The following is a 24698-nucleotide window of genomic DNA, read 5'->3' as shown; positions in this document are numbered from 1 at the left end:
TATGTATGTTTTACTACTTGAAGAACGAATCTACAAACTCATATTTATTAAAAACTTGCAAATCTTCAATGCCTTCACCTACACCTATATATTTAACAGGAATTTTGAATTGATCACTAATACCGATAACCACACCACCTTTAGCAGTACCATCTAATTTAGTAACGGCTAATGATGTGACCTCTGTTGCTGCTGTAAATTGTTTAGCTTGTTCAAATGCATTTTGTCCTGTTGAGCCATCAAGAACTAACAAAACATCGTGTGGTGCATCACCAACCACTTTTTGCATAACACGTTTTACTTTGGTCAACTCATTCATTAGGTTAATTTTATTATGTAAACGTCCGGCTGTATCTATGATAATAACATCTGCATCTTGGTTTACTCCAGATTTAACCGCATCAAAAGCCACTGAAGCAGGGTCTGAACCCATATTTTGTTTAATCATAGGAATATCTACACGATCTGCCCAAACTTGTAGTTGATCGATAGCTGCAGCTCTAAAGGTATCAGCAGCACCAAGTACAACTTTTAATCCTTTCTTTTTAAACTGATAAGCCAATTTTCCAATGGTTGTCGTTTTTCCAACGCCATTAACACCAACGACCATAAGCACGTAAGGTGTCTTTTTTCCATCGGCTTGCTTTGGTAATTCAGGAATTGTATACTCCGTTTCTTCACCAGATTTTGTCTCAGAAAGTAAAGCTGCTATTTCCTCTCTTAGTATTTTATTAAGTTCAGAAGTACCTAAATATTTATCTTTAGCCACACGTTCTTCAATACGTTCTATAACTTTTAGCGTCGTATTAACACCAACATCACTTGTGACTAGGATTTCTTCAAGATTATCTAAAACATCATCATCGACTTTAGATTTACCTGCAACGGCTTTATTTAATTTTGTAAAAAAAGAAGTTTTAGATTTTTCTAAACCTTTATCTAAGGTTTCCTTTTTTTCAGAAGAGAATATTTTTTTAAAAAAACTCATTTATAAAGTTTATTAGGTTGTTAATTTATAATTAAGCAATTATTTAATTACCATCATCATAAGGTGTAATATATTACATTACAATTCCAATAACAACAATCTTGCCTTTATTTATACTACTGCTATGTTGTCAGCCTTAACTAAAATATAAACATAAAAAAACTGCTTTCGTTTGAAAGCAGTTTTTGTAAATCTTATATATAAATAAAGATTATTTCTTTGATAAAAAGTCATTGACAAATTCTGGTGCCATTACTGATTCTACGAACATGTAAGCTCCAGTTTTAGGTGATTTCACCATTTTTATCGCTTTTGTCAAACGCTTTGATCCTGTCTGTAAAGACGCTACTGATTTCTTTGCCATACCTCTGCGAGTTATTTGACATTTGTACTAACGCACAAATCTCTAATTATTATTTAATTTCTTTATGAACTGTCATACGCTTAAGGATAGGATTAAATTTCTTAATCTCCATACGGTCTGGCGTATTCTTCTTGTTTTTCGTTGTAATATATCTTGATGTTCCTGGTTTTCCAGAAGTTTTGTGCTCCGTGCACTCTAAGATAACTTGTATTCTATTTCCTTTTTTTGCCATTGTAAATTGACTTAAGCGCTAAATAAACGCTATTATTTGTAAAATCCTTTTGCTCTAGCTTCTTTTAACATTGCATCGATACCAATTTTATTGATAGTCTTTAACGCTGATGTAGAAACTTTTAATGTTACCCACTTATCTTCTGAAGGAATGTAAAAACGTTTTTTAATCAAGTTTGCATCAAACTTGCGTTTTGTTTTATTCATAGCGTGAGAAACATTGTTTCCAACCATCGCTTTTTTCCCAGTAAGTTCACAAACTCTTGACATTGTTTTCTTTCTTTAGGTCTATAATTATTTTTCTGCTAATTATTACTATTTTAAGAGGAATACCTCTAATGAAATGGTAATAAGAATTTAAAATCCAGACATGGATATTTTAAACAGGGTGCAAATTTAATAAAACTTTAGATTTCAGCAAACATAATCCGCTACTTTTTCAAAAAATATTTTTCAAGCAATTCAAAAGCCTTGTTAGTAGCTCTAACAATCACCTTTTCGCGATGATTTCCAAAGTCAAAAACCTCGGAATAAATTTTATTTTTTGAAGCCACCGTAATCCAAACCGTTCCGACCTCTGCATCTGAATCGCCTTTTGATGGGCCTGCATTCCCTGTGGTACTAATAGCATAATCACTATTAAATAATGTTTTTACTTGTTGCGCCATAGCCTCCGCCACTTCTTTACTAACTACAGAATGCGTATTGATAAGGTCTTCTGATATTTTTAATAAGTTTACTTTAGATTCAGTTGCATAAGTTACAACACTGCCTTTAAAATATGCTGAAGCACCAGCATTTGCTGTGAGTGATTTTGCAATTTGACCTCCTGTACAGCTTTCGGCTAAAGCTATTGTTTCGCCTCTTTCAGTGAGTTGTTTACCAATAACTGCCTCAATAGACTCATCTTCTTCATAGCCAATAAACACATCTTTAATTTGTGGTAACAGTAAATTAATTTGGTTGTGTATTTCTGTATTAACCAAAACTTCATCAAAATCCTTGGCAGATAAACGTATGCGTACACGTCCTAAGCTTGGTAAATAGGCTAATTTTATAAAATGAGGTAAATTATCTTCCCATAATGCAATACGATCTGCTAAGGCACTTTCTCCAAGACCATAAGTTAAAATGGTTTTGTGCATTATACATGGGAACTTAAATTTAGCTCTTAAGTTAGGGATAACTTGCTCCGTAATTAAGGCTTTCATTTCAAAAGGTACGCCTGGAAGTGAAACAAACACTTTACCATTTTTCTCTAACCACATTCCTGGTGCTGTACCATTATGGTTCATTAACACTTTAGCTTTAGACGGTACTAATGCCTGTTGCTTATTAACGTCTAAAAGTGGTGCCTTATATTTTGAAAAAATACGTTCTACATTAGCCAAAACCGCTCTATCTTCAACTAAAGTATCATTGAAGTATTCGCAAATGGTGTGTTTGGTAATATCGTCTTTGGTTGGTCCTAAACCACCTGTTATAATAATGATATCCGCATTTTCTTCGGCTTCTTTTAAAGCTTTTAGAATATGGTCTTTATCATCTTGCACAGAGGTTATCTGATATACAGAAACTCCTATTTTATTGAATTCTTTACCTAAAAATGCTGAATTTGTATCTACAATTTGACCAATAAGAATCTCATCGCCAATAGTAATAATTTCTGCTTGCATTTACTTTTTATAGTCCGAAATCGGCTTTAATTTCATTAACGGCTTGATCTACCGCAGTTAATACGGTTATAAGTTGTTGGTCTATATTTTTATCGGTTTGCTCAAATTTACCCCAATCTTGTACCTCAATTAAGGTCTCTAAAACACCTAATTCAAATAAATCTATAGTGGGCTTCATTTTATGAGCTGCTTGATACGCTTCCTTGTAGTCTTTTGAGGGTACTGCCGACCTTAAACGCTCAGCATCTTCTGGAACTTCTTCAATAAAGGCGGCGGCTAATGCTGCAACGAAATCTTCGTCGTCTTCAGCCATTTCTCTTACACGATGTAATTTATAATGTTGTGACATTTATTTGATTTTTATAGAGAACATTTCCTCGTCCTCAATATATCCTTTTAATTTATCTTCTGCAAACACTTTACCAACTCCGGCTGGAGTTCCTGTAAAGATAATATCTCCAATTTTTAAAGTGAAATATTTAGACACATATTCTATGAGTTCATCAATTTTCCATAGCATCAACTTGGTATTTCCACTTTGCACTACCTCATCATTCTTCTTTAAGCTAAAATTGATATCATCTACATTTTGAAACTTGGCTTTAGACAACCATTTACCTACAACAGCAGCGCCATCAAAAGCTTTTGCTTTTTCCCAAGGTAAGCCTTTATCTTTTAATTGTGCTTGAAGGTCTCGTGCTGTAAAATCTATACCGAGCCCAATGTCATCATAATATTTATGAGCAAATTTCTTATCGATATACTTCCCTACTTTGTTAATCTTTACCAGAACCTCAACTTCATAATGTACATTATCAGAAAAATCAGGAATAAAAAAAGGCTGTTTCTTCAACAGAATTGACGTATCTGGTTTTAAAAACACGACAGGATCTGTAGGTTTTTCGTTTTCGAGTTCTTTTATATGGTCAGTGTAATTACGACCTATACAGATTAATTTCATTTCTTTTTAGATAACTTAGACTTTAGACTGCTTCGTTGTTAAAAACACGAGATGAGACAAGCTACTTGAGTCTCTTTCTTGGTTCTTAGTTAAGCTTATTATTAAACTGACTTAATTTAATCGCTGTCAACACTTTTTTTGTGTAAAGTGGAAAATCAGCATTTAACAACCAGCCAAAATAACCTGGTTCTTTATCTAAAACATCTAATACACGCTTTCCTTTATGCTTTCCGAAAGAAAAACATTCTTCACCTTCTTTATTAAAAATAAGAAAACCTGCAAAATCAGCGAATTTTTTTCGTGAACTAAATTCAGCTAAAAACTTAGTATCGTTTTCTAAATCTTCGTAACGGTCCAATTGTGCTTTTAAAACTTCATAAGTCGCCTTGGTATCTGCTTCTGCGCTATGGGCATCTTCGAGACTTTTATTGCAATAAAATTTATATGCTGCGACTAAGGTTCGCTGTTCCATTTTATGAAATATAGTCTGCACATCAACAGATTGCCTACCTTTCATATCAAAATCGATTTCAGCTCTCAACATTTCTTCTGCTAGTAATGGAATATCAAAACGGTTAGAGTTAAATCCGCCTAAATCGGAATCTTTAATTAGATTATAAATTTCCTTAGAAAGTTCTTTGAATGTTGGTTTGTCTGCAACATCTGCATCTGAAATACCATGAATTGCTGTCACTTCTGCCGGAATTGGCATTTCAGGATTTACGACCCAAGTTTTAGCGTCTTCCTTTCCATCGGGATAAACTTTAAGGATGGAAATTTCTACGATTCTATCTTTTGAAATATTGATTCCTGTGGTTTCTAAATCGAAAAAACAGATAGGTTTAGTGAGATTGAGTTGCATTATTTTTGTTTTATAAAACAAAGATACTTAGAATAAGTAGAATTGTAAGGCTATTAATCGTGATATATTTAGCTGCAAAATTTTAGTTTTATAACTTTAAATACACTCGACTGTAAGTTGATAATTATTTGTAATTACGATATTAATCCAACAAATCAGGGCGACTAATTATTAACTCTATCTTTTTTATAATAACGGTAATTTGGCTCATTTGCATTTCTATATTGCTAAAAAACAAGCTAATATCTCTTTTAACCCAACTTTCTGAAATAACTCTTGAGCCCAAGCTAATTCGTAGAATAGCACTTTGAATATCATTTCCGTATTTTACATTAACCGCTTGCCCTATATGACATTTTTGAGCTGCAAGCCTAATGATTTCTAAAGGAGAACCCTCAAAATGAGTAGATAAATCTGAATTCAATAAAAGATAGAGTTTTTTAACCTGATCTACAGAGAGTACTTTATGGTCTTTTTTAATGAAAAACGGAAAAATAGTCCGGATACTCTTTAAGCCAAACGCTTCATTATTATAACTTGTAGGTTTTGTTTCATCACCATACAATGGTTCCAAAAAGCTAGCCTCCCTAACTGAATCTTCAACAAAATTACAGAACATCTCAATTCCCATATTTCGATACAAAATAGGGGTTTTAAAATAGCGGTCCATTTCAGCTATGGCAGCATTCCAGCGCATATAAGCGCCGTAATTATATCCTTCTGCTAGGTTTTTTGAACAAGCCCAAGAAACCGGCCAATCAGAATGATTATAATATTGATGTAATCCTGCTGGTAACTTATTTTTAGACGCGTTTATTGATTCATTTACGTTCTTTGGCAAAATTAGAGCACCAGAATATGGTGGTCCTGTAAAATATTTACTTCCTGTAATTGAAACAATATAACCCTTTTCTAAATAATGCTGTATGTCTGCAGGATCCAATCTCATTTGTGCCGCATCTACAATAACCTGCATAGACAAGTCTTTAAGCACCTCTAAATCTTGCATCATTTTTTCACTAGGTGCTCCATAACCCAATTTAGATTGATCCATGATATGTAAAACCACATGACTGCCCTTTGCATTGGTTTCTTTGATAGCATCAAAAACTTCTTTATCTAACTGATTAGTCGATTTTAATTTACCATCTTCATCTCTAAATAGCACTTTAATTAATTCTACATCTCTAAACCCTTCAATTTTATCACCTTTTTTTATGGGGTGATTAAGCGCTGTGGTATTTTCAAAATGACAGCCTTTTAATGCTGCAGGGACACCACTTCCTGTTTCATCTGAAGCGACTAAAACATGAGTTATAGCTTTATCAGTGACAATTTGAGTAAATGCAGCAATTTGAAGAGACGCATCCGTACCAGACGGAGAGAATATAATTTGGCTCTCCTCTTTGAGTTTAAATATTTTTTTGAGGTTATTTTTTAGTAATTCAGAAAAATCTGTAATCGCTGCTTGCGCACCATGCTTCAAACTATTTTTAATTAAGATACTCCTTACTTTATCGGTCTTATCGAATGCAAAATTAGACACACTTGTTGCGGTAGATGACGCAAACGTAAATGCTTCTGGTCGTGGAAAAGGTCTACAACCATATTTGTTTAATAACGCTACCTCATCAATATTTAACCTTAAATCACCACCATCCATCAATAAATATTCTGTTGGTTTGGCTAAATTCTCTAAAATAGGCTCCCAAGCTTCTTCAACTTTAGGATTGGTATTTTCTATACCATGAAACGCTTGAAGTTCATCATAATTCAATAAGCTTGTAGCATCTATAGCCTTGTCTTCTGTAATTAAATTGATTAAAAAATAATCTAAAGATTTTAGTTTCACTTTATCCTCCTTAGGCAATAACGAGTAAAATATACGAGCAACCTTAAAAGCAGCTATATCACATAAAGCGACATCTTCTTCTTTATTGCTCAATGCCTTATACCAAAGTTGCCATTCTATACCATATCTTAAATACACCAAAGCCAAAACAGGGTTTGCTAAATAACGCTCACCTATAATAATCGTTTTATTAGGTACAATTTTAAACGTATTTGGCTCTCTAGTAGACGTAATAATATTAATATTATTTAATTTCGGAACAGTATTAAACCGCTTTAAAACGTGAACGAGATGATTAACGTTTTCCTTGTCGAATAAAAAGGTTCTTTTGTATTGATCTTCAATTAATATGTCATTTTTCATACTTGGTATATATGGCTTTAATAGTGTTCTAACGAACGAAATTCTGAATTGAGTTTATTTTTAATAAATTCTGGTATGCGTTTTGGTCTACGCGACTGTTTATCTGCAAAAACAACAGTTGATTCTGCTTTAATTAAAAGCGTGTTTTGTTCATTTCTTATGTCAAATTCGAAATTAAATCGCGTATGAGGCATTTCACTAATACTTGTTTTAATACTAATAAGTTCATCAAAATGGGCAGGCTTCTTATAATTAATGTTAAATGAAATCACAGGCAATATAATATCATTATTTTCTAATACAACCTCATCGATGCCAAATTTTCGTAATAATTCATTACGAGCTTTATGGCAATATATGACATAATTGGCATGATAAACATACCCCATCTGATCAACTTCACCATAGAGAGGTCTTAATTGAAATATATCGGTTATCATAGCATTATATTTCTATTTTTTCACAAGACTTCACATCAGAAAGCTGATGTCCCATTAGATTTTCCTTTGTATCTAAATAGTATTTATTATACGGATTCGGTTTTATTACTATAGGCACACGATTTACAACTTTAATACCACTTTCTTCTAGTCCTAAAATTTTATCTGGGTTGTTTGTTAATAAATTTAACTTAGTTACACCGAGTTGATTCAGAATCTCCACACCAACCTCATAACCTCTTTCATCTGCAGCAAAACCTAAATGCAAATTTGCCTCAATAGTATCCATCCCCGCTTCTTGCAATTTATAAGCCTTCATTTTATTCATAAGACCAATTCCTCTTCCTTCTTGTTGTAAGTACACAATGATACCACTGCCGTTTTGCTCAATCATTTTCATAGCTTGAATTAATTGATCTCCACAATCGCATTTTAAGGACCCAAATAAATCTCCTGTAGCACAAGAGGAATGGATACGTGTTAACACAATATCTTTAGAGGCAATCTCACCTTTTATCAGCGCAATATGTTCTAATTTATTTGTTTTTTCTTGAAATGGTACCAATTCAAAATGACCGTATTTGGTAGGAAGTTGAACGCGTTCTCCTTTTATAATTGTAGTCTCCTTTGTAATCATTACATCTTTATTTTAAAAACTTTAATACCATTTTTGAAGCATCATCGTTTTTATTATCAATTAATTATTATGCTCTAAGCAATATAATTTTCTTCGTTGCCTTCTTCTACAGTACTTGTTTTCGAGATTATCAGGACCATCCAATTTATTTTTTCGACACGTTCCTAATTTCATTCCTGTTTTCGGCCCTAGGTTATCTGGTCCTCTGTGATTAAAATTTGACATTATTCAACTATTTAAATTCTCTAAATCTTCCTTTTTATCATCCGGACATTCATCACAATTAGTAAGATGATTTATACTATCTATTAATTTGAAACAACGTTTGCATTTGTACCAATTTTTTTCAAATTCAAAATCTCCTCCTGCTATAATAATTGATTTACCCTCAACAAAAGCTTGACCTATTTTTTTTAAAGCACTGTTGTAGATTCTGGTCAGTGTAGGTCTTGAAACTTCAATTTTTTCAGCGGCTTCATCCTGCGAAATATTGTCGTACACAACCAACTTAATCGTCTCATACTCTTCATACTGCATAATAACCTGCTCTGTATCACAAAGACGAATCCCAAAAGGCTTGAACCCAAGCATTTTTGGGGGATGATTAACTTTCCGTTTTTTTTTTGGACGTGGCATTTATTATATTTTACACAAAGATAATGAACTTACGTTCATAACTAAAGCTTTAATTCTAATTATTTATCAAATAATTCACTCATAAGCACCTACAAAACGATTAATATATTAAGTGTTATTACACCCAATAAAAGCAACACCTTATATTAACCTAAACATTAAGACATCTTGGCAATTGTATGAGTTCACGCTTAGAAACTTAAATACTAAAAACACATGCCCCACAAAACCTCAATTAAAAAAGCACAGTCGTAAAAACTGTGCTTTTTGATTTTTTATAATAAGATTCTTTTTTTCACTGAAACAAGTTCAGCATACCTCAAAAGAATTTGTTTAGATTTCGCGATTCATATCCCAACCTTCTAAGTAATCCTTAACAGCTTTTACAAACTGCCCTCCAAGAGCACCATTAACTACTCTGTGATCATAAGAATGAGATAAAAACATTTTATAGCGGATACCAACATAGTCACCTTGTGGCCCTTCAATAACTGCTGGTGTTTTTCGGATAGCACCTAAGGCCAAAATACCAACTTGAGGCTGATTAATAATTGGGGTCCCCATAATGCTACCAAACGTACCAACATTAGTTACCGTATAAGTACCACCCTGTATATCATCTGGACTTAATTTATTTTCTCGTGCTCTTCCGGCTAAATCGTTAACACGTTTTACCATGCCATATAAATTTAACTGATCAGCATTTTTAATGACAGGTACTATTAGGTTTCCATCTGGTAAAGCTGCTGCCATACCAACATTAATAGCCTTCTTTTTAATAATTTTATCACCTTGAACAGAAATATTCATCAAAGGGAAATCTTTTAGTGCTTTTGTTACCGCTTCCATAAAAATAGGTGTAAACGTTAAGTTCTCACCTTCGCGCTTCATAAAATCACTTTTCACTTTCTTTCTCCAATTCCAAATGTTAGTCACATCAGCTTCAATAAATGATTGTACATGAGCAGAAGTTTGAACCGAATCTACCATATATTTAGAAATGAGTTTCCCCATTCTGGTCATTTCTATAATTTCATCACCATTAGAAACCTTAACCTCTTTTTCTGTCGAATTAGCCTCTGAAGCTGTTGCATTGGCGTTTTTAGCTGTAGGTGCAGTATCATTTTTAGTAGCTTTAACTGAACTTTGACGACGATTAGCATCTAAAACCTGAGTATCATTAGCTATACTTGCTGAAACTGGTGCAACTTTCGCTTCTGAATTCGAGGCGGAATCTGTTGTAGTGCTTCGCGACTCGACATAAGCTTTAATGTCATTTTTAGTCACACGATTATCTTTTCCTGTCCCTGGAATACTATCTAATTCAGTTTGAGAAATCCCCTCTTGTTTAGCTATATTTTTAACCAAAGGCGAATAAAAGCGATCTTCTGTAGAAACCACAGGTTCAACAGCTGTTTTTGCAGCTACAACAGTTTGAGCTACTTCAGCAACAGCTTTTGGAGCAACAGGCTCTGCTACGGGCTCTGCTTCTGGTTGTGTTTCCTCTACTGGCTCTTGTGCTGTTTGTTCTACAACCTCTCCACCTTCTGTTTCTATAACCGCAATAACTTGCCCAACTTGCACAACATCATCAACATCGAACAGTTTTTCTACTAAGACACCATCAACTTCACTTGGCACTTCACTATCCACTTTATCTGTTGCAATTTCTAAAACAGCTTCGTCTGCTTCAATTGCATCTCCAACATCTTTAAGCCATGAGGTTATAGTTGCTTCCGCAACACTTTCTCCCATTTTAGGTAACTTAAGTTCAAATTTTGCCATATCTATAATTTGTAGGTCGTTATTCGCTAATCGCGTGCAAAATTACTAAAAAAATAGCCGTTTTACTGATTTTTATTCAATAATCGTACATTAGAAGCTTAGCACTTCTCCTCTATGAATAGCACTATCGCTTCCGAGGATAAATTTACTGTTTTTTGGAAGAAATCTAAAAACAATATGTTCTTGATTTGATTTCTGTTTCATATCACTGATTATAGCTTTAGCTTTCAGCAAGTTAAAATCATAAACCAACAGGCTATTATTTTCAATTTTTGCTTGTGTTTTAGCTTCAATATGGGTTGGCTTTGGTAATTGACTAGCTAAACTCGCCTCTAAAGCTGTTGTATAAACATACGACTGATTCAGTTTAACTTTAGCCTCAACTGGTGTCTTTCTCATAAAATAAGCCATCTTAATACCTAACCAAACCACGGTATTTAATAATAAGTTCTGTTTAAAATGCTTTTTATAAAATATTTGCATTGCGCCATAAAAGCGCTTAGCATATTGCGCATTTTTTAGCGTACTCTCTCCTTTAAAATGAATAACTGTAGTGTCTCCAAAATAAAAATTATCGTAACCTGCTTTTATCACCTTATAAGATAAATCGATATCTTCTCCATACATAAAATAAGCTTCATCAAAACCATTTACGGCTTCGTAAACCTCTTTTTTAAGCCACATAAATGCACCGACTAATATATCAACTTTAGCGGTATTGTCAATGGCAACATGATTCGCGTAATAATCCTTTGCATCGCCTAAGATTTTATTTAAAGAGACTTTAGGAGTTGGTACATTTCGCTTACTTTCAGGAAGAAATTTACCTTTTCCATCTATGAGTTGACAACCAACAATTCCTAGATTTTGTTTTGAATCTGCAAAATCAATGAGTTTTGTAAACGTGTCTTCGGCGACAACGGTATCGGGATTTAAAATACAAAGATAATCGCCTTTAGCCTCAGCCACAGCTATGTTATTCCCTTTTGAAAAGCCAGAATTCACTTTGTTTTCAATCAATTTTACGCTTGGAAATAATTGCTTTACCATAGCACAGCTATCGTCTGGCGAATTATTATCTATTACTATAATTTCGGCATCAATAGTAGCAATCGCTGCTTCAACACTTTTTAGACATAGCTCTAAAAAATAGCGCACATTATAGTTTAATATGATAACGGATAGCTTCAAAAGTATTTAAGATTTTAATGAGGCTTCAAATGGCACACGATCTAAGATACTTCTACCTAAAGTAATTTCGTCTGTATATTCTAATTCATTACCTGCTGCCACGCCTCTTGCAATAGTCGATGTCGCAATATTACAACCTTCAATTTGTCTAAAAATATAAAAGTTTGTGGTATCACCTTCCATCGTAGGACTCATGGCAAAAATCAATTCTTTCACTTTACCAGCTTTCACCTTTTCAACTAAAGTTTTGATATTTAAATCTTGAGGACCAATGCCATCCATTGGTGATATTTTTCCACCTAAAACGTGATATAACCCTTTAAAAGAACTGGTATTCTCAACAGCCATAACGTCTCTTATATCTTCAACAACGCAAATTAATTCACTATTTCTGCTCGGGTTACTACAGATTTCACACAAAACAGTATCGCTAATATTATGACACGATTTACAAAAATTAATTTCTGACCTCACCTTGGTTAAGGCGTTAGCGAGTTGAAGGGTTTGGCTTTCTGGTTGACGCAACATATGCAATACCAAACGCAAGGCTGTTCGCTTGCCAATCCCTGGTAATTGTGCCATTTCATTTACGGCGTTTTCTAAGAGTTTTGATGAAAATTCCATGGGTGCGAAGGTACAGATTTTTAGACATAAAAAATAAAGGAATCATAAGTCTATTAAAAGGTGTCATAATATTTCGTTGCTATTTTTTTAATAATTATTTCAACTTTCTATCCCTCTTTTTTTTCAAAAGCACTACTTTTCAAGATTATTAGTATAATTTATATATTATGTCTCCAACTTCAATCCTTCTATTAATTGCATGTTATTTTGGATTACTTATTATAATCTCCTATTTCACAGGAAAAGAAGATTCTAATGCGGCTTTTTTTAAGGCTAACAAATCAGCGCCTTGGTACTTAGTTGCCTTTGGAATGATTGGCGCATCCTTGTCTGGAGTTACATTTATTTCGGTTCCAGGCGCAGTAGAAGCTAAGCAATTTGGGTATTTACAAGTGGTTTTTGGATATTTTTTTGGCTATCTCATTATAGCCTATGTACTACTCCCACTTTATTATAAATTAAACTTAACCTCCATCTATACTTATTTACGAGACCGTTTTGGAATTGTGAGTTATAAAACCGGGTCGATTGCTTTTCTTATTTCTAGAACTGTTGGTGCGGCTTTTCGCTTATTTTTAGTTGCCAAAGTTTTACAACTTTTAGTGTTTGACCTTTTTGATATTCCTTTTGCTGTTACCGTAATAATCACCATTGCTTTAATTTGGCTCTACACCTTTAGGGGCGGTATAAAAACCATCATTTTTACCGATACACTTCAAACATTGTTTATGCTAATTTCTGTTGTGGTAACAATAGTTTTTTTAGCTTCAGCTTTAGATCTCAATAGCATTGGGGACATTATTAACTACACCAAAGAAAGTAACCTTAGTAAAGTTTTCTTTTTTGAAAACAGTAATGACTCGCAATACTTCTGGAAAAGCTTTTTATCTGGAATTTTCATCACCATTACCATGACTGGCTTAGATCAGGATATGATGCAAAAAAACCTCACCTGTCGCAATCTAAAAGACGCACAGAAGAATATGGTAACCTTTAGTATTGTGCTAATCTTTGTAAACATTCTTTTCTTAGTTCTGGGACTAATGCTCACACAATATGCAGCTACACACGGTATTACAGCAACTAAAGATGATTTATTTCCTTCTATAGCCATGCTTCCTGAAATAGGTATCGTAACCTCTGCCTTCTTTTTACTAGGCTTAATTGCTGCAGCCTACTCTAGTGCAGATTCTGCCTTAACCTCACTAACAACATCGTTTTGTTTTGATATTTTAGATATTGAAAACAAACAGGAAAACGAACGAAAAAGCTTAAGAAAACGCGTACATATTGGATTTAGTATTACACTGGTTTTAGTGATTTTACTATTCGATTTAATTTTTAAAGACGTCTCTGTAATTTGGGAACTTTTTAAAGCTGCGGGCTATACTTATGGTCCTCTATTAGGTTTATTTGCCTTTGGTTTAATGACCAAATTTCAAATCAAAGACAAATGGGTATGGTTAATTGCCATAGTAGCGCCGTTAATGTCATACCTCTTAAACTTATACTCTAAAGAAGTGTTTAATGGGCATGAAATTGGTTTTGAAATCTTAATTTACAACGGCTTATTGATGTTTGTAGGCTTATGGCTTATTAAGAAAAAAGCCTAGTATTGTCCTGTGCCTAATAACACTAAAGTACAAGCCACTTCATAATCAATATTAGATTGTTTTAATAAATTATAAAATTCTGGATTCTCGGTTCCAGGATTAAAAATAATCCGCTTTGGCTGTAAGCCTATGATATAATCGTAATAAGATTTTTGACGTTGTGGATTGAGATACAAGGTCACAGTATCAATATTTTTATACGGCATCAACTCGGTGTCTATAGTAACATCTTTAACCGCTCCTTCTTTTAAACCAAAGGCTTTGACATCGTGATTATAACTTCGTAATCTTTTTATTGCAATATTAGAATAACGCTCAGGTTTTAATGAGGCTCCTATGACTAATGTTGTTTTCTTCATAATGTTAAATTAACGTTAATAAAAATCTATAGCGTAACATACTATAAATATAGTCGTCTTCTACATAGCAAACTATCAAATCAATCAAAAAACTTAGTTAAAAATGAAGCATTTCTTATTAATGCTTATTCTAGTCTCGTCAACTTTTATAAGTGCACAACCCAACGCAAATTCTGATATTAAAACTGGCTCGGTCTCTGGGCGTGTAATAGACGCCGAACTCAACCAACCTTTACCTTACGTAAATATTGTTATTAAAGATGCAAACAATAAAGTGATTACTGGAGGTATCACAAATGACGATGGCAGTTTTAATATTGATAATATTCCTGAAGGAAAAATTATCGTTTCCATTCAATTTGTAGGTTTTAAAACTATAGACAAGAACATCACCATAGGAAAAGGCAATTACAATCCCGAACTCGGAGATATTAAATTAGAAGAAGAATCTACAGGATTAGACGAAGTAACTATCGTTGCCGATGTGTCTTCTATTCAACAAAAAGTAGACCGAAAAGTCATCACTATTGGCAAGGATTTACAAACTGCTGGCGCCACTGCTAGTGAGATTATGAACAATCTACCTTCTGTGAGTGTAGACCAACAAACAGGGTCTATTAGCTTACGTGGCAACCAGAATGTACGTGTTATGGTCGACGGCAAGATATCTAATATTCCTGCTGATCAATTACTAAAGCAGATACCTTCTACGTCTATAAAAAGCATTGAATTAATTACTAATCCTTCGGCAAAATATAATCCTGAAGGCATGAGTGGGATTATAAATATTGTACTTCACAAAAACACACAAATTGGTTTTAATGGGAATGTTAATTTTGGATTAGCTCATGATATTGAACCTAAATTTAATAGTTCAATTGATGCCAACTACCGTAATGGCAAACTCAACTTTTATGGTTCTTACGGAAATAATATTCGAAAAAACGCAAATGATGGCGAGTTTACGAGAACAGAGCAAAACATTCAGCAAAATTTCAACATTTTAAACAATAACAAATCACATCTATTTAAAGTTGGACTGGATTACTACTTAGACGATAAGAATACGATTTCCATTTTCACCAATTACAACACTTTTAATGGTAAGCCCAATGTGAATTCAGAAATTCTCTATTTAGAAAACCCTAGCCTTAATGAATCTCAATTTATGAATGGAGAAGCAAACAATGATTCTCAGCAATACAACTTTAATTACAAACACGATTTTAATGAGGAAGGTCACAACATAGAACTTGAAGTTGACTATAACACGTATGAAGCTACAGGTGACACCAACAATATTTTTTACAGTTCTCAACGCCCAAATTTCATAGAAGATACTGAAACAGACCGATACAGTACAACTGTAAATTTAGACTATGTTAACCCGCTAACTGAATCTACAAAATTAGAATTAGGTTTAGAAGCACGCTTGTTTGACACAGGTATTTTTTATGAGTCTGATGGAAGAGAAACCAATGAATTTGGTGATTATATTCCTACAACTACACGTTTTGATTATGCCAGAGATATTTATTCAGCTTATGCCACTTATGGCAAAAAACTGGAAAAATGGAGTTACCAAGTTGGCGTAAGAGCAGAAACGGTAAACGTAGATTCTGATGCCTTTAAAAAAGATTTGGTGGCTGATGAAGACCTAAATATTCCATTTGAAAATGATTATTTTGAATTATACCCATCTGCTTTTGTTACTTATACGCCATCAGAACAAAACGCCTATCAATTTAGCTATAGCAGAAGAATAGATCGCCCTGGAATTGGACAAGTAAATCCTTTACCAGAATGGAGCACGCCTTTAATATCTCAATTTGGAAATCAAGAGTTACGTCCTCAATTCACCAATTCTGTAGAAACCAATTACACCAGACAACTTAAAAAAGGAAGCATTACAGCAGGTATTTTTTATAGAATTATTGAAGACGAAATTCAACAAGCTATTCTAATAGACCGCGCAGACTACAATCGTTTGATTATGACGAATATGAATTTTGACAATAGTACCGCATATGGCGTTGAAGTTTCTTCTAATTACCGTCCTACAAAATGGTGGAGTGTTAATGCCAGTTTTGATTTGTTTTCGCAAACTCAAAAAAGTATTGCAGAATCATTTGACAGCAATCAAAACATTGTTTTAAATACCGTTGAAGTTGATAATGTCACTTGGAGCGCAAGAGCCTTTAACAATTTTAAAGTAAGTAAAAGTCTGAGTTTTTCTGCTTTTGGAATGTACCGAGGAAAAAGTAAAAACATTCAGTTTGAAATGAGTGAAATGCTTATGGTAAATATTGGTATGCGTTATAGCTTTATGGAAAATAGAGCGAATTTTAGTTTGAGCTATAATGATATTTTTGATACCATGTATGCTGAATTTGAAAGTGAAAGACCTTATGCGCAATACGGCCGTTTTAACTGGGAAAGTCAACAAATATCAGCAAGTTTATCTTACCGCTTTGGTGGTGGTAAATACAGAGCAAAATCGCGTAAGCAACGTGATAACGACGTTAAAGAAGGTGGTGGGATGTTTTAGAGACTAGAAATAATGATTAGTCACACTACAAATGCTTAGGTTTTGTGTTAAATGTGCGTTAAACATCAAATCTCATGAAATAAAACAGGACTTTTCACGTCTATAGTAGTGATAAGTTTTAAGTAATGATTATTATAAATTAATTTTTATGATAAGTGTTAATTAAGTTGGTTAATAGCTGAAAAGCCCAGACAGTAGATGTCTGGGCTTTTTTTATTACGCTAGTAAATAACTTAAGAATTAAATTGAACTCAATTAAGTTGATTCAAATAGATCCTCCCATTCTTCATTACAAAAACTACATTTTGCATCGAACTTACGAATTCCTTTGTTACATCTCCTTTCACAGCAATAATATCTGCTTTTGCGTTAGGCTTAATGACACCTATATCGTTCTCCATTTTTAAATTAAAAGCCGAAATATAAGTTGCGGATTGTAAAATATCTAAAGGCGACATACCAGCTTCAAAATAGGTACGAAACATATCTCGAGACGACTCACCTCGCGTTCCCCCTATATCTGTATAGTTATCAGAACCTGCTACTATCGCAACTCCTTTTTCTATTGCTCTAGTAAGTCTGCTTTTCATTCTTTGCATATAATTATCAACCCAACCTAAATCATCCTCCTCATAACCAGCAAGGTTATTGTATATTTTCATATAGGTTCTACTATTTTCAGTGGGTACCAAAAAGACCTTTTTTTCAGCCATTAGTGTTAATGTTGAATCGGCTAAATTAAAACCATGCTCAATCCCTTTTACTCCTGCTTGTATAGCATTCCACGCCGATTGATTAGTAATAGAATGTGCTACCACACTAAGACCATAAGAATCTGCAGTTTCTACAATAGCTTTCATTTCAGCAATGGTTAAATGTGTATTATTCGGGATGTTATCTGCACAAATTTTAATGAGATTTACCTTCTGATTCTTATGTTCCCTAACCGCAATTTTAGCATCTTCAACGCCATTGATAATACGGTATTCTAAATCTATAAGGTCTTGATGTTTTGGAGATACGCCATAAATTTGTCCGCCTGTTGATGCCAAAATAGGACCTGAAGCAAAAATACGAGGACCTTCAATTGTACCTTCGTTTATGGCATCTCGCAAAGCAACATCTAAAAACAATCCGGAGTTTCCAAGATCTTTCACACTCGTAATACCAACATCTAAATAAGATTTTGCTCTTTTTGCACCTCGTAAGGTTCTTAAAGCATCACTTTCCATAGTCAATGAATGAATACTATGCTCTGAAAAGTCTTCGTTTGCATCTTGAGAAAAAAGTACATGTGTATGAGCATCAATAAGCCCTGGAAGAACTGTATAGTCAGATAAATCTATAATTTTTGCATTTTTGGGAATAGATTTAGGTTTGTTAACAGCTAAGATTTTATTCCCTTTAATATGAATAACTTTATTTTTTAAAAGGATATTTTGTTCACTGTCATACAGTACACCTGCTTTGATATAAACGTCATTTTCTTGTCCAAACAATTGCATTGCCGAACAACCAAAAAGTAACACGAGAAATAAAAACCTACACATATCTGACTCCAATTAATTAACAATAAAATCTTAATATAAGAAATTAATTAGAAGACAAACTTATACTATTTCTATTTCAACTCTAAGCTTCGTAACAAACCATACTCAAGACCTCGTAATTCAGCTAAACCTCTTAATCGACCAATACCTGAATACCCAGGATTAGTCACTTTAAATAAATCATCTAACATTTGATGGCCATGATCAGGTCGCATAGGGATCACAGCGTCTTTCCTTCCTTCTTCCGTACGTCTTTTTTCTTCTTCAAGAACCGCTTTAACAATGCTAAACATATCAACATTACCTTCTAAATGATTTGCTTCGTAAAAATTACCCGAAGCATCTCTTTGGGTACTTCTTAAGTGTAAGAAATGTACACGGTCGGCAAAGCGATTAAATATTTGCAGTAAATTATTATCGGCTCTTACGCCTAACGAGCCGGTACAAAATGTAATACCATTGGCTCTATTCGGTACTTGTTCAAATAAATATGCATAGTCTTCTTCAGTGCTCACCACGCGTGGCAATCCTAAAATTGGCATTGGTGGATCATCGGGATGTATACACATTAACACTTCATTTTGACTTGCTATAGGGATTATTTCTTTTAAAAACTCGATTAAATTTCCTCTTAAAGTATCTGCATCAATCGCATTGTAAGTATTTAGTACTTCTTGAAATTGCGTTAACGTATAACCTTCTTCAGCACCAGGTAAACCGGCAATTATGGTGTTTGACAACTTGTCAATGTCTTGACTAGAAAGCCCATCGTAATATGTTTTAGCAGCCATTTTTTCTTCTACTGAATACATTTTGGTAGCGCCTGGTCGTTTTAAAATATAAAGTTCGAATGCTGCAAAAGCCACCACATCAAACCGCAATGCTTTAGAACCATCTTGCATTTCATAATCTAATGCTGTACGCGTCCAATCTAAAACCGGCATAAAATTATAGCAAACAATAGAAATACCACACTGAGCTAAATTTGAAATGCTTGTTTTATAATTTTCAATATAGAGCTGAAAATCTCCTGAACGTGTTTTTATTGTTTCATGCACCGGAACACTTTCTACAACAGACCAAGTCAATCCAGCTTGTTCTATAATTGCTTTTCGTTCTTTAATTGCTTCAATTGTCCAAACTTGACCATTTGGAATATGATGTAATGCTGAAACGATTCCTGTTGCTCCTGCTTGTTTTATATCTGATAAGGTTACGGGGTCTTTAGGCCCATACCAACGCCATGTTTGTTCCATTATTTTTTATTCACTTAAATTATACGCCACTATAAGCACTAAATCCACCATCAATTGGAACCACAATGCCAGTGACAAATTTTGAAGCTTCTGACACTAAATAATGAATAGCGCCATTTAATTCGTCAGCATCACCAAAACGTCCCATTGGTGTCCCTTTAATAATTGTATGTCCTCTGTCAGTATAACTGCCATCTTCATTAGTTAATAAGGCTCTATTTTGATTACCAATAAAAAAACCAGGTGCTATGGCATTAACACGCATACCTTCACCATATTTTTGCGCCAACTCAACAGCCATCCATTTGGTAAAATTATCGATTGCCGCTTTGGAAGCCGAATACCCCATAACTCTTGTAATAACACGATCTGCTGCCATAGAAGACAAGTTGATAATCGTTCCTTTTTTATTTTCGGCCATGGCTTTACCAAAAACTAACGACGGTAAAATACTACCAAATAAATTAAGGTCTATTACTTGTTTAAACTGTTCAACATCAACATCAAACACCGATTGATCTGGCCCAACTGTAGCGCCTGGTTTATTTCCTCCTGCCGCGTTAATGAGCACGTCTATTTTTCCGTATTTCGCTATAATATTTGATGCCGCTTCTTGAAGACTTTCTTCCTTAACAACATTGCAAACAAAGCCATCTGCCTTATCACTGATTTTTTTAAAATCATTCACCGTTTCATTAAGGGCATCTTCTTTATAGTGCAATGCTATAACTGTCGCTTTATTTTCTAATAAATATTTTGCAATACCGCCTCCAAGAACACCACAAGCGCCTGTTACAAGAATTACTTTATCTTCTAAATTAAATAAGTTCATTTCTACTAATTTTAGTATTTCAGTTTCCTATATTATTATTGAATTCTAACTTGGTGGGTAACAAAGTAAAATTTTTGAGGCACTATTAGACTCAAAAGTGATTTCTAAAATGGCAGCTGAGATAAAAATCTCATCACCTTGAGCATATTGGCTTGCCTTGCCATTACACAATATAGTGCCCTCGCCAGAATAAATTACAGCAACGTAAAACGAACCGTTATTTTTAATTGTATAAGTCCCCTCTAAAAGCAATTCGCGCAATCCAAAGCAATTAGTATGCTTTTTATTAAATAAAGTTTTCAAAGTAAATTCTTCAGAATCCTCTAAAACTTCAGGTGTAACTTTCCACTCTCCTAAGGCTTCCGCCATAGTAAAAGTATCGTAATGAAAACACTCTAACATTTTTTCTTCACCAACACCTTGATGAATTAACTCTGGACCAATTTTTAAACCTGCTGGTGTCGTTTTTTCAACACGCATGGTATAGTCGGTTGGTTCCTGTACTTCCATTAAAAAGCAACCTGCACCTATTGCATGAGGCACACCTCCATAAATCATAAAAGCATCACCGGGTTTTACTTCAATTTTATGCAAGCAATCTAGCATGCCTTCAATATCTTGATTTTCAAAATGCGTTTGCCAAATGGCTTTAGTGACATGCTTTTTAAAGCCCATGTAAACCACTGGTTTTTCACCGTTAATTTCTCGTGTATTGAGGACGTACCATGATTCTGTTTTTCCAAACTCAGAATTAAAAACCGTTCTCGCATAATCTTTATCTGGATGCACTTGTACTGTTAGGCGCTCCATAGAATCTAACATTTTTATGAGAACACCTGTAGTGCCGTATTTTTTAGCTAGTTCTTCACCTAAGTACAATTCAGGATTAGAATTAATTAAATTTTTTAAAGGAATAGTTCCTGCTTCAGTTTCAATTAGAGACAGCCCTTCATCTTCTGGTCTTCCATTGCCTCGGGCAGTTACGGTAGACATTATCCATTGCTCTGGCATTTGCCCATCAGTTTCTGGCTGTATATTTTTCCATCGATCTATTAAAGCGCCTCCCTCGTAGGTTCTCCAAACACGATTAGATTTTTGTTTTAACGGTAGGTGTGCATATTGTTGTAGGTCTTCACTCATCATTATTGCATTAGCTCTTAAATATGTTATTGTATAAAATCGATAAACCCTAAAAGTGCTACATATAGCATATAGCAATTAAAGATGAATGTAGCTGCTAAGGCCAGATTCATCCAAACAGAAGGTTTATGAGATTTCATCACTTCTGATTTATTTAGTAAAATTATCAAAAACAGGGTAATTAATGGCATTACAAAGGGGCTGAATGCTTGTGAAGCGATTAAAATCCAAACGGGTTTCCCTCCTAAAATAGGAATGATTACGCCAGATAGAGCCACGATAACTACAATTACTTTATAGAGCGGCTTTTTCATATTTCGAGGCGTATGCATGTAATCTGAAATCAGCCAAGGAAATAATAATAGGTTTGGAAAAATTGATGATAAACCAGCGCCAACAATACCTAAAGTGAACAAGGTCAGTGCGAAATCGCCTGCCCAAGGCCCTAATGCTGCCATTAAATCTGTAGCATCATCCACTGGTAAACCTTTAAAGTAAAGTGTTCCGGTGGCACTAATCATAATGGCGAGACTGATTAAAAACGTCATAACCATGGCCGACATTGAATCTTTATTTTCTCTTTTTAAATCGTTTAAACCCCAATTTTCTTCTTGTACCAATATACTACGAGACGCTAAACACACACCTGCCATGGTCGTCCCAACAATTCCTGCTATGATTAATCCGGTGTTACCACCAATAGGGATTTCTGGAAAAAAATCAATAACTGATTTACCTGATTCTTTTAAAACCATAACGCTAGTAAAAATAAAAGCGAGTGCCATAAATCCGACCATTATACTCATCGCTTTAATAAAATTTTCGTGTTTACCAGACCAAAAAAGACTGATTAATAAAGTGATAAAAGCTAAAGCAATTATGGGTTTATTAAGGAAAGAGATGGATGTTTTAATAGCAATCCATTCCATACTGACTTCTGCAACAATACCCATAATTCCTATTACAGACGAAATAATAGAGATGGCAAGTGCAAATAAAATAAAGAGCGTTACGGGTTTACCAAATGTCTTTTTAAAATTATACATTAAGGTTTCACCAGTGACAATCGTTAATTTACTAATAGAAATCAATAAAAAATAAGTAAAAAAACAGGATAATAGTAATGCCCAAGATAAGCTTAATCCAAATTTAGCTCCAGAAACCACCATGGAAGTCACACTTCCTGTTCCTACAACATAACCAATAATAAAAAATGCAGGACCAAAGTCTCTAATTTTTTTTTTGAATTTATCTAAAAAAGTAAGATGTTCTGCAGTCATATTTGATGAGTTAACTTATTGATTTATAATTAAATTAAAAAATCACTCTATAATTAAACAATAGAGTCATTATTTATTCACCTTTATTGTTGTAACTAAAAAAAATGATAATTGGATAAAGAAGGGTTCTTTTTAATAGAACCAAGCACAGCAAATGTAAATAATTTCCTATAAAACCTCTAAGAGTAAAGTCCCGAATTCAAGGCCAATTTACTTTTTACTTTTAATAGTTGACTTGCTAAACTAAAAAATCCCTTAAGACAAGGGATTTTCTTTTATAATTAAAACACATAAGTCATTTCATTACTGAAGTATCTTCAATATCAATTACCACTTGATAATCACACTTCCCCAAGTAAATCCACTACCAAAAGCAGCTAATACAACCGTATCACCTTCTTTTATTTTACCTTCTTCCCAAGCTTCAGTCAAAGCTATTGGAATAGAGGCTGCAGTTGTGTTTCCGTATTTTTGAATATTATTAAAGACTTGGTCATCATTCAACTTAAACCTACGTTGTATAAATTGTGAAATACGTAAATTGGCTTGATGCGGAATCAACATATCGATATCTTCTACTTGCAACTCATTTTTCATTAAACCTTCCATAATCACTTCACTAAAGCGAACCACGGCGTTCTTAAATACAAACTGGCCATTCATATGTGGAAAATAACTGACGTCATCAGGATCATTATCGGCTAAAATATCGCTTACCCAACGTTGCCCCATTCCTGGAGCCACTAATACTAATTCTTCAGCATGTTCACCTTGTGAGTGTAAATGGGTTGATAAAACACCTTTTGAATTATCCTCTTCTCTAGTTAGCACTGCAGCGCCTGCACCATCACCAAAAATAACAGTAACTCCGCGTCCTCTAGTAGTTTTATCCATACCCTGAGAATGCAATTCACTACCAATAACTAGGATGTTTTTATACATACCTGTTTTAATAAAATTATCGGCAACAGACATGGCATACACAAACCCCGAACATTGGTTACGTACATCTAAAGCACCAACAGTTTTAATATCTAAGGCATGTTGAACTTGTACACCTGGACCGGGAAAATACATATCTGGACTCAAGGTAGCGAATATGATAAAATCAATATCATCTTTATCTAAGCCCGAACGCTCAATCGCAACTTTAGCCGCTTTTACGCCCATAGTTGCCGTAGTGTCTCCACTACCCTTTTCTACCCAACGACGTTCTTTAATACCTGTACGTTCTTGTATCCACTCGTCATTGGTATCCATGAACTTAGACAAATCATCATTAGTAACAACGTTGTCTGGCACGTATTTGCCTAAGCCTATTATTTTTGAATTGTACATTGAAAATTTATTTTCATTTCCGAGACATCGAAAATCTTATTATTTAGTTAAGCAATTTAAGATATCTAATACAATTTACTTTTATTCCATATCGGATTCGTTATGCATGCATAGCATATTAACTGTACCGAAACTAAAAAAGCACCCAAAATAAAGGGTGCTTCGTTCAACT

General features: G+C 34.0%; 24 protein-coding genes. 2 read left to right on the top strand and 22 right to left on the bottom strand.

Translation table 11 applies throughout. The features are described 5' to 3' along the window. Positions 1-13 precede the first annotated feature (13 nt). The 15 genes from ftsY to recR form a co-directional block, all read right to left on the bottom strand. Positions 14-988: a signal recognition particle-docking protein FtsY gene (gene ftsY / locus HM982_RS03865; protein ID WP_179351794.1), complete on the bottom strand. Its 975-nt coding sequence runs from the start codon at positions 986-988 to the stop codon at positions 14-16. A 211-nt stretch (positions 989-1199) separates the two neighbouring features. Next, on the bottom strand, positions 1200-1352 hold the full coding sequence (locus HM982_RS03860) for a DUF4295 domain-containing protein (RefSeq protein ID WP_179351793.1): 153 nt from the start codon (positions 1350-1352) through the stop codon (positions 1200-1202). A gap of 49 nt (positions 1353-1401) precedes the next feature. Beyond that, positions 1402-1584: a 50S ribosomal protein L33 gene (gene rpmG, locus HM982_RS03855; RefSeq protein ID WP_173281391.1), complete on the bottom strand. Its 183-nt coding sequence runs from the start codon at positions 1582-1584 to the stop codon at positions 1402-1404. 32 nt (positions 1585-1616) lie between these two features. Further along, positions 1617-1853: a 50S ribosomal protein L28 gene (rpmB, locus tag HM982_RS03850; protein WP_179351792.1), complete on the bottom strand. Its 237-nt coding sequence runs from the start codon at positions 1851-1853 to the stop codon at positions 1617-1619. Positions 1854-2014: 161 nt separating this feature from the next. After that, positions 2015-3259 (bottom strand): competence/damage-inducible protein A, encoded by a 1245-nt coding sequence (locus tag HM982_RS03845; protein WP_179351791.1) that lies wholly within the window; start codon positions 3257-3259, stop codon positions 2015-2017. Between the two features lie 7 nt (positions 3260-3266). Next, positions 3267-3608 (bottom strand): Hpt domain-containing protein, encoded by a 342-nt coding sequence (locus HM982_RS03840; protein ID WP_179351790.1) that lies wholly within the window; start codon positions 3606-3608, stop codon positions 3267-3269. Then, positions 3609-4220, bottom strand: coding sequence for a fumarylacetoacetate hydrolase family protein (locus HM982_RS03835; RefSeq protein ID WP_179351789.1), 612 nt, complete (start codon positions 4218-4220; stop codon positions 3609-3611). Positions 4221-4305: 85 nt separating this feature from the next. Further along, complete coding sequence (locus HM982_RS03830) at positions 4306-5082, bottom strand: 3'-5' exonuclease (RefSeq protein ID WP_179351788.1); 777 nt, start codon at positions 5080-5082, stop codon at positions 4306-4308. 142 nt (positions 5083-5224) lie between these two features. Further along, complete coding sequence (locus HM982_RS03825; protein ID WP_179351787.1) at positions 5225-7297, bottom strand: hypothetical protein; 2073 nt, start codon at positions 7295-7297, stop codon at positions 5225-5227. Between the two features lie 17 nt (positions 7298-7314). Continuing rightward, positions 7315-7737, bottom strand: coding sequence for an acyl-CoA thioesterase (locus HM982_RS03820; protein ID WP_179351786.1), 423 nt, complete (start codon positions 7735-7737; stop codon positions 7315-7317). 4 nt (positions 7738-7741) lie between these two features. Then, positions 7742-8374 (bottom strand): GTP cyclohydrolase II, encoded by a 633-nt coding sequence (gene ribA, locus HM982_RS03815; protein WP_179351785.1) that lies wholly within the window; start codon positions 8372-8374, stop codon positions 7742-7744. A 228-nt stretch (positions 8375-8602) separates the two neighbouring features. Beyond that, a complete protein-coding gene (locus HM982_RS03810; RefSeq protein WP_179351784.1) occupies positions 8603-9010 on the bottom strand; it encodes a DUF134 domain-containing protein in 408 nt (135 codons plus the stop codon). Between the two features lie 333 nt (positions 9011-9343). Further along, positions 9344-10795 carry a dihydrolipoamide acetyltransferase family protein gene (locus HM982_RS03805; protein WP_179351783.1) on the bottom strand — a complete coding sequence of 484 codons (1452 nt, stop codon included), beginning with the start codon at positions 10793-10795 and terminating at the stop codon, positions 9344-9346. A gap of 90 nt (positions 10796-10885) precedes the next feature. Further along, entirely contained in the window at positions 10886-11986 is a 1101-nt protein-coding gene (locus HM982_RS03800; RefSeq protein ID WP_179351782.1) for a glycosyltransferase family 2 protein, read from the bottom strand. Positions 11987-11992: 6 nt separating this feature from the next. Further along, a complete protein-coding gene (gene recR / locus HM982_RS03795; protein ID WP_179351781.1) occupies positions 11993-12610 on the bottom strand; it encodes a recombination mediator RecR in 618 nt (205 codons plus the stop codon). 167 nt (positions 12611-12777) lie between these two features. Here recR and HM982_RS03790 point away from each other — a divergent pair, with 167 nt between their 5' ends. Continuing rightward, positions 12778-14223 carry a sodium:solute symporter gene (locus HM982_RS03790; RefSeq protein WP_179351780.1) on the top strand — a complete coding sequence of 482 codons (1446 nt, stop codon included), beginning with the start codon at positions 12778-12780 and terminating at the stop codon, positions 14221-14223. Here HM982_RS03790 and HM982_RS03785 read toward each other — a convergent pair. Next, complete coding sequence (locus HM982_RS03785) at positions 14220-14582, bottom strand: CoA-binding protein (protein WP_179351779.1); 363 nt, start codon at positions 14580-14582, stop codon at positions 14220-14222. The two genes, HM982_RS03790 and HM982_RS03785, sit on opposite strands and share 4 nt — an antisense overlap. Before the next feature lie 103 nt (positions 14583-14685). Here HM982_RS03785 and HM982_RS03780 point away from each other — a divergent pair, with 103 nt between their 5' ends. Further along, the gene (locus HM982_RS03780) at positions 14686-17130 is read left to right on the top strand and encodes an outer membrane beta-barrel family protein (protein WP_179351778.1); all 2445 of its coding nucleotides are present in this window, start codon (positions 14686-14688) and stop codon (positions 17128-17130) included. Positions 17131-17381: 251 nt separating this feature from the next. Here the strand turns inward: HM982_RS03780 and HM982_RS03775 are convergent, their stop codons facing one another. The 6 genes from HM982_RS03775 to HM982_RS03750 form a co-directional block, all read right to left on the bottom strand. Next, entirely contained in the window at positions 17382-18635 is a 1254-nt protein-coding gene (locus HM982_RS03775; protein WP_246296562.1) for a metal-dependent hydrolase family protein, read from the bottom strand. Positions 18636-18751: 116 nt separating this feature from the next. Continuing rightward, complete coding sequence (gene uxuA, locus HM982_RS03770; RefSeq protein WP_179351776.1) at positions 18752-19936, bottom strand: mannonate dehydratase; 1185 nt, start codon at positions 19934-19936, stop codon at positions 18752-18754. 19 nt (positions 19937-19955) lie between these two features. Continuing rightward, complete coding sequence (locus HM982_RS03765) at positions 19956-20768, bottom strand: SDR family oxidoreductase (RefSeq protein WP_179351775.1); 813 nt, start codon at positions 20766-20768, stop codon at positions 19956-19958. 45 nt (positions 20769-20813) lie between these two features. Next, on the bottom strand, positions 20814-21908 hold the full coding sequence (locus HM982_RS03760; RefSeq protein WP_179351774.1) for a type I phosphomannose isomerase catalytic subunit: 1095 nt from the start codon (positions 21906-21908) through the stop codon (positions 20814-20816). A gap of 26 nt (positions 21909-21934) precedes the next feature. Then, the gene (locus HM982_RS03755) at positions 21935-23188 is read right to left on the bottom strand and encodes an NRAMP family divalent metal transporter (protein ID WP_179351773.1); all 1254 of its coding nucleotides are present in this window, start codon (positions 23186-23188) and stop codon (positions 21935-21937) included. A gap of 327 nt (positions 23189-23515) precedes the next feature. Next, on the bottom strand, positions 23516-24526 hold the full coding sequence (locus HM982_RS03750) for a 3-oxoacyl-ACP synthase III family protein (protein ID WP_179351772.1): 1011 nt from the start codon (positions 24524-24526) through the stop codon (positions 23516-23518). Positions 24527-24698 lie beyond the last annotated feature (172 nt).

Source organism: Winogradskyella vidalii, assembly GCF_013403955.1.
In the GTDB taxonomy this organism is placed as follows: domain Bacteria; phylum Bacteroidota; class Bacteroidia; order Flavobacteriales; family Flavobacteriaceae; genus Winogradskyella; species Winogradskyella vidalii.
Note: the sequence above shows the minus strand (reverse complement) of the source record. Positions and strands in the feature narration are given on the sequence as shown.

Coding starts and splice junctions, on each gene's coding strand:
- ribA (WP_179351785.1), bottom strand. CDS start 8,374: ATGATTACAAAGGAGACTACAATTATAAAAGGAGAACGCGTTCAACTT.
- uxuA (WP_179351776.1), bottom strand. CDS start 19,936: ATGGAACAAACATGGCGTTGGTATGGGCCTAAAGACCCCGTAACCTTA.
- HM982_RS03755 (WP_179351773.1), bottom strand. CDS start 23,188: ATGACTGCAGAACATCTTACTTTTTTAGATAAATTCAAAAAAAAAATT.
- HM982_RS03760 (WP_179351774.1), bottom strand. CDS start 21,908: ATGAGTGAAGACCTACAACAATATGCACACCTACCGTTAAAACAAAAA.
- HM982_RS03785 (WP_179351779.1), bottom strand. CDS start 14,582: ATGAAGAAAACAACATTAGTCATAGGAGCCTCATTAAAACCTGAGCGT.
- HM982_RS03750 (WP_179351772.1), bottom strand. CDS start 24,526: ATGTACAATTCAAAAATAATAGGCTTAGGCAAATACGTGCCAGACAAC.
- HM982_RS03830 (WP_179351788.1), bottom strand. CDS start 5,082: ATGCAACTCAATCTCACTAAACCTATCTGTTTTTTCGATTTAGAAACC.
- ftsY (WP_179351794.1), bottom strand. CDS start 988: ATGAGTTTTTTTAAAAAAATATTCTCTTCTGAAAAAAAGGAAACCTTA.
- HM982_RS03840 (WP_179351790.1), bottom strand. CDS start 3,608: ATGTCACAACATTATAAATTACATCGTGTAAGAGAAATGGCTGAAGAC.
- HM982_RS03845 (WP_179351791.1), bottom strand. CDS start 3,259: ATGCAAGCAGAAATTATTACTATTGGCGATGAGATTCTTATTGGTCAA.
- rpmG (WP_173281391.1), bottom strand. CDS start 1,584: ATGGCAAAAAAAGGAAATAGAATACAAGTTATCTTAGAGTGCACGGAG.
- HM982_RS03790 (WP_179351780.1), top strand. CDS start 12,778: ATGTCTCCAACTTCAATCCTTCTATTAATTGCATGTTATTTTGGATTA.
- HM982_RS03835 (WP_179351789.1), bottom strand. CDS start 4,220: ATGAAATTAATCTGTATAGGTCGTAATTACACTGACCATATAAAAGAA.
- recR (WP_179351781.1), bottom strand. CDS start 12,610: ATGGAATTTTCATCAAAACTCTTAGAAAACGCCGTAAATGAAATGGCA.
- HM982_RS03765 (WP_179351775.1), bottom strand. CDS start 20,768: ATGAACTTATTTAATTTAGAAGATAAAGTAATTCTTGTAACAGGCGCT.
- HM982_RS03805 (WP_179351783.1), bottom strand. CDS start 10,795: ATGGCAAAATTTGAACTTAAGTTACCTAAAATGGGAGAAAGTGTTGCG.
- HM982_RS03780 (WP_179351778.1), top strand. CDS start 14,686: ATGAAGCATTTCTTATTAATGCTTATTCTAGTCTCGTCAACTTTTATA.
- HM982_RS03810 (WP_179351784.1), bottom strand. CDS start 9,010: ATGCCACGTCCAAAAAAAAAACGGAAAGTTAATCATCCCCCAAAAATG.
- HM982_RS03775 (WP_246296562.1), bottom strand. CDS start 18,635: ATGCAATTGTTTGGACAAGAAAATGACGTTTATATCAAAGCAGGTGTA.
- HM982_RS03860 (WP_179351793.1), bottom strand. CDS start 1,352: ATGGCAAAGAAATCAGTAGCGTCTTTACAGACAGGATCAAAGCGTTTG.
- HM982_RS03825 (WP_179351787.1), bottom strand. CDS start 7,297: ATGAAAAATGACATATTAATTGAAGATCAATACAAAAGAACCTTTTTA.
- HM982_RS03820 (WP_179351786.1), bottom strand. CDS start 7,737: ATGATAACCGATATATTTCAATTAAGACCTCTCTATGGTGAAGTTGAT.
- rpmB (WP_179351792.1), bottom strand. CDS start 1,853: ATGTCAAGAGTTTGTGAACTTACTGGGAAAAAAGCGATGGTTGGAAAC.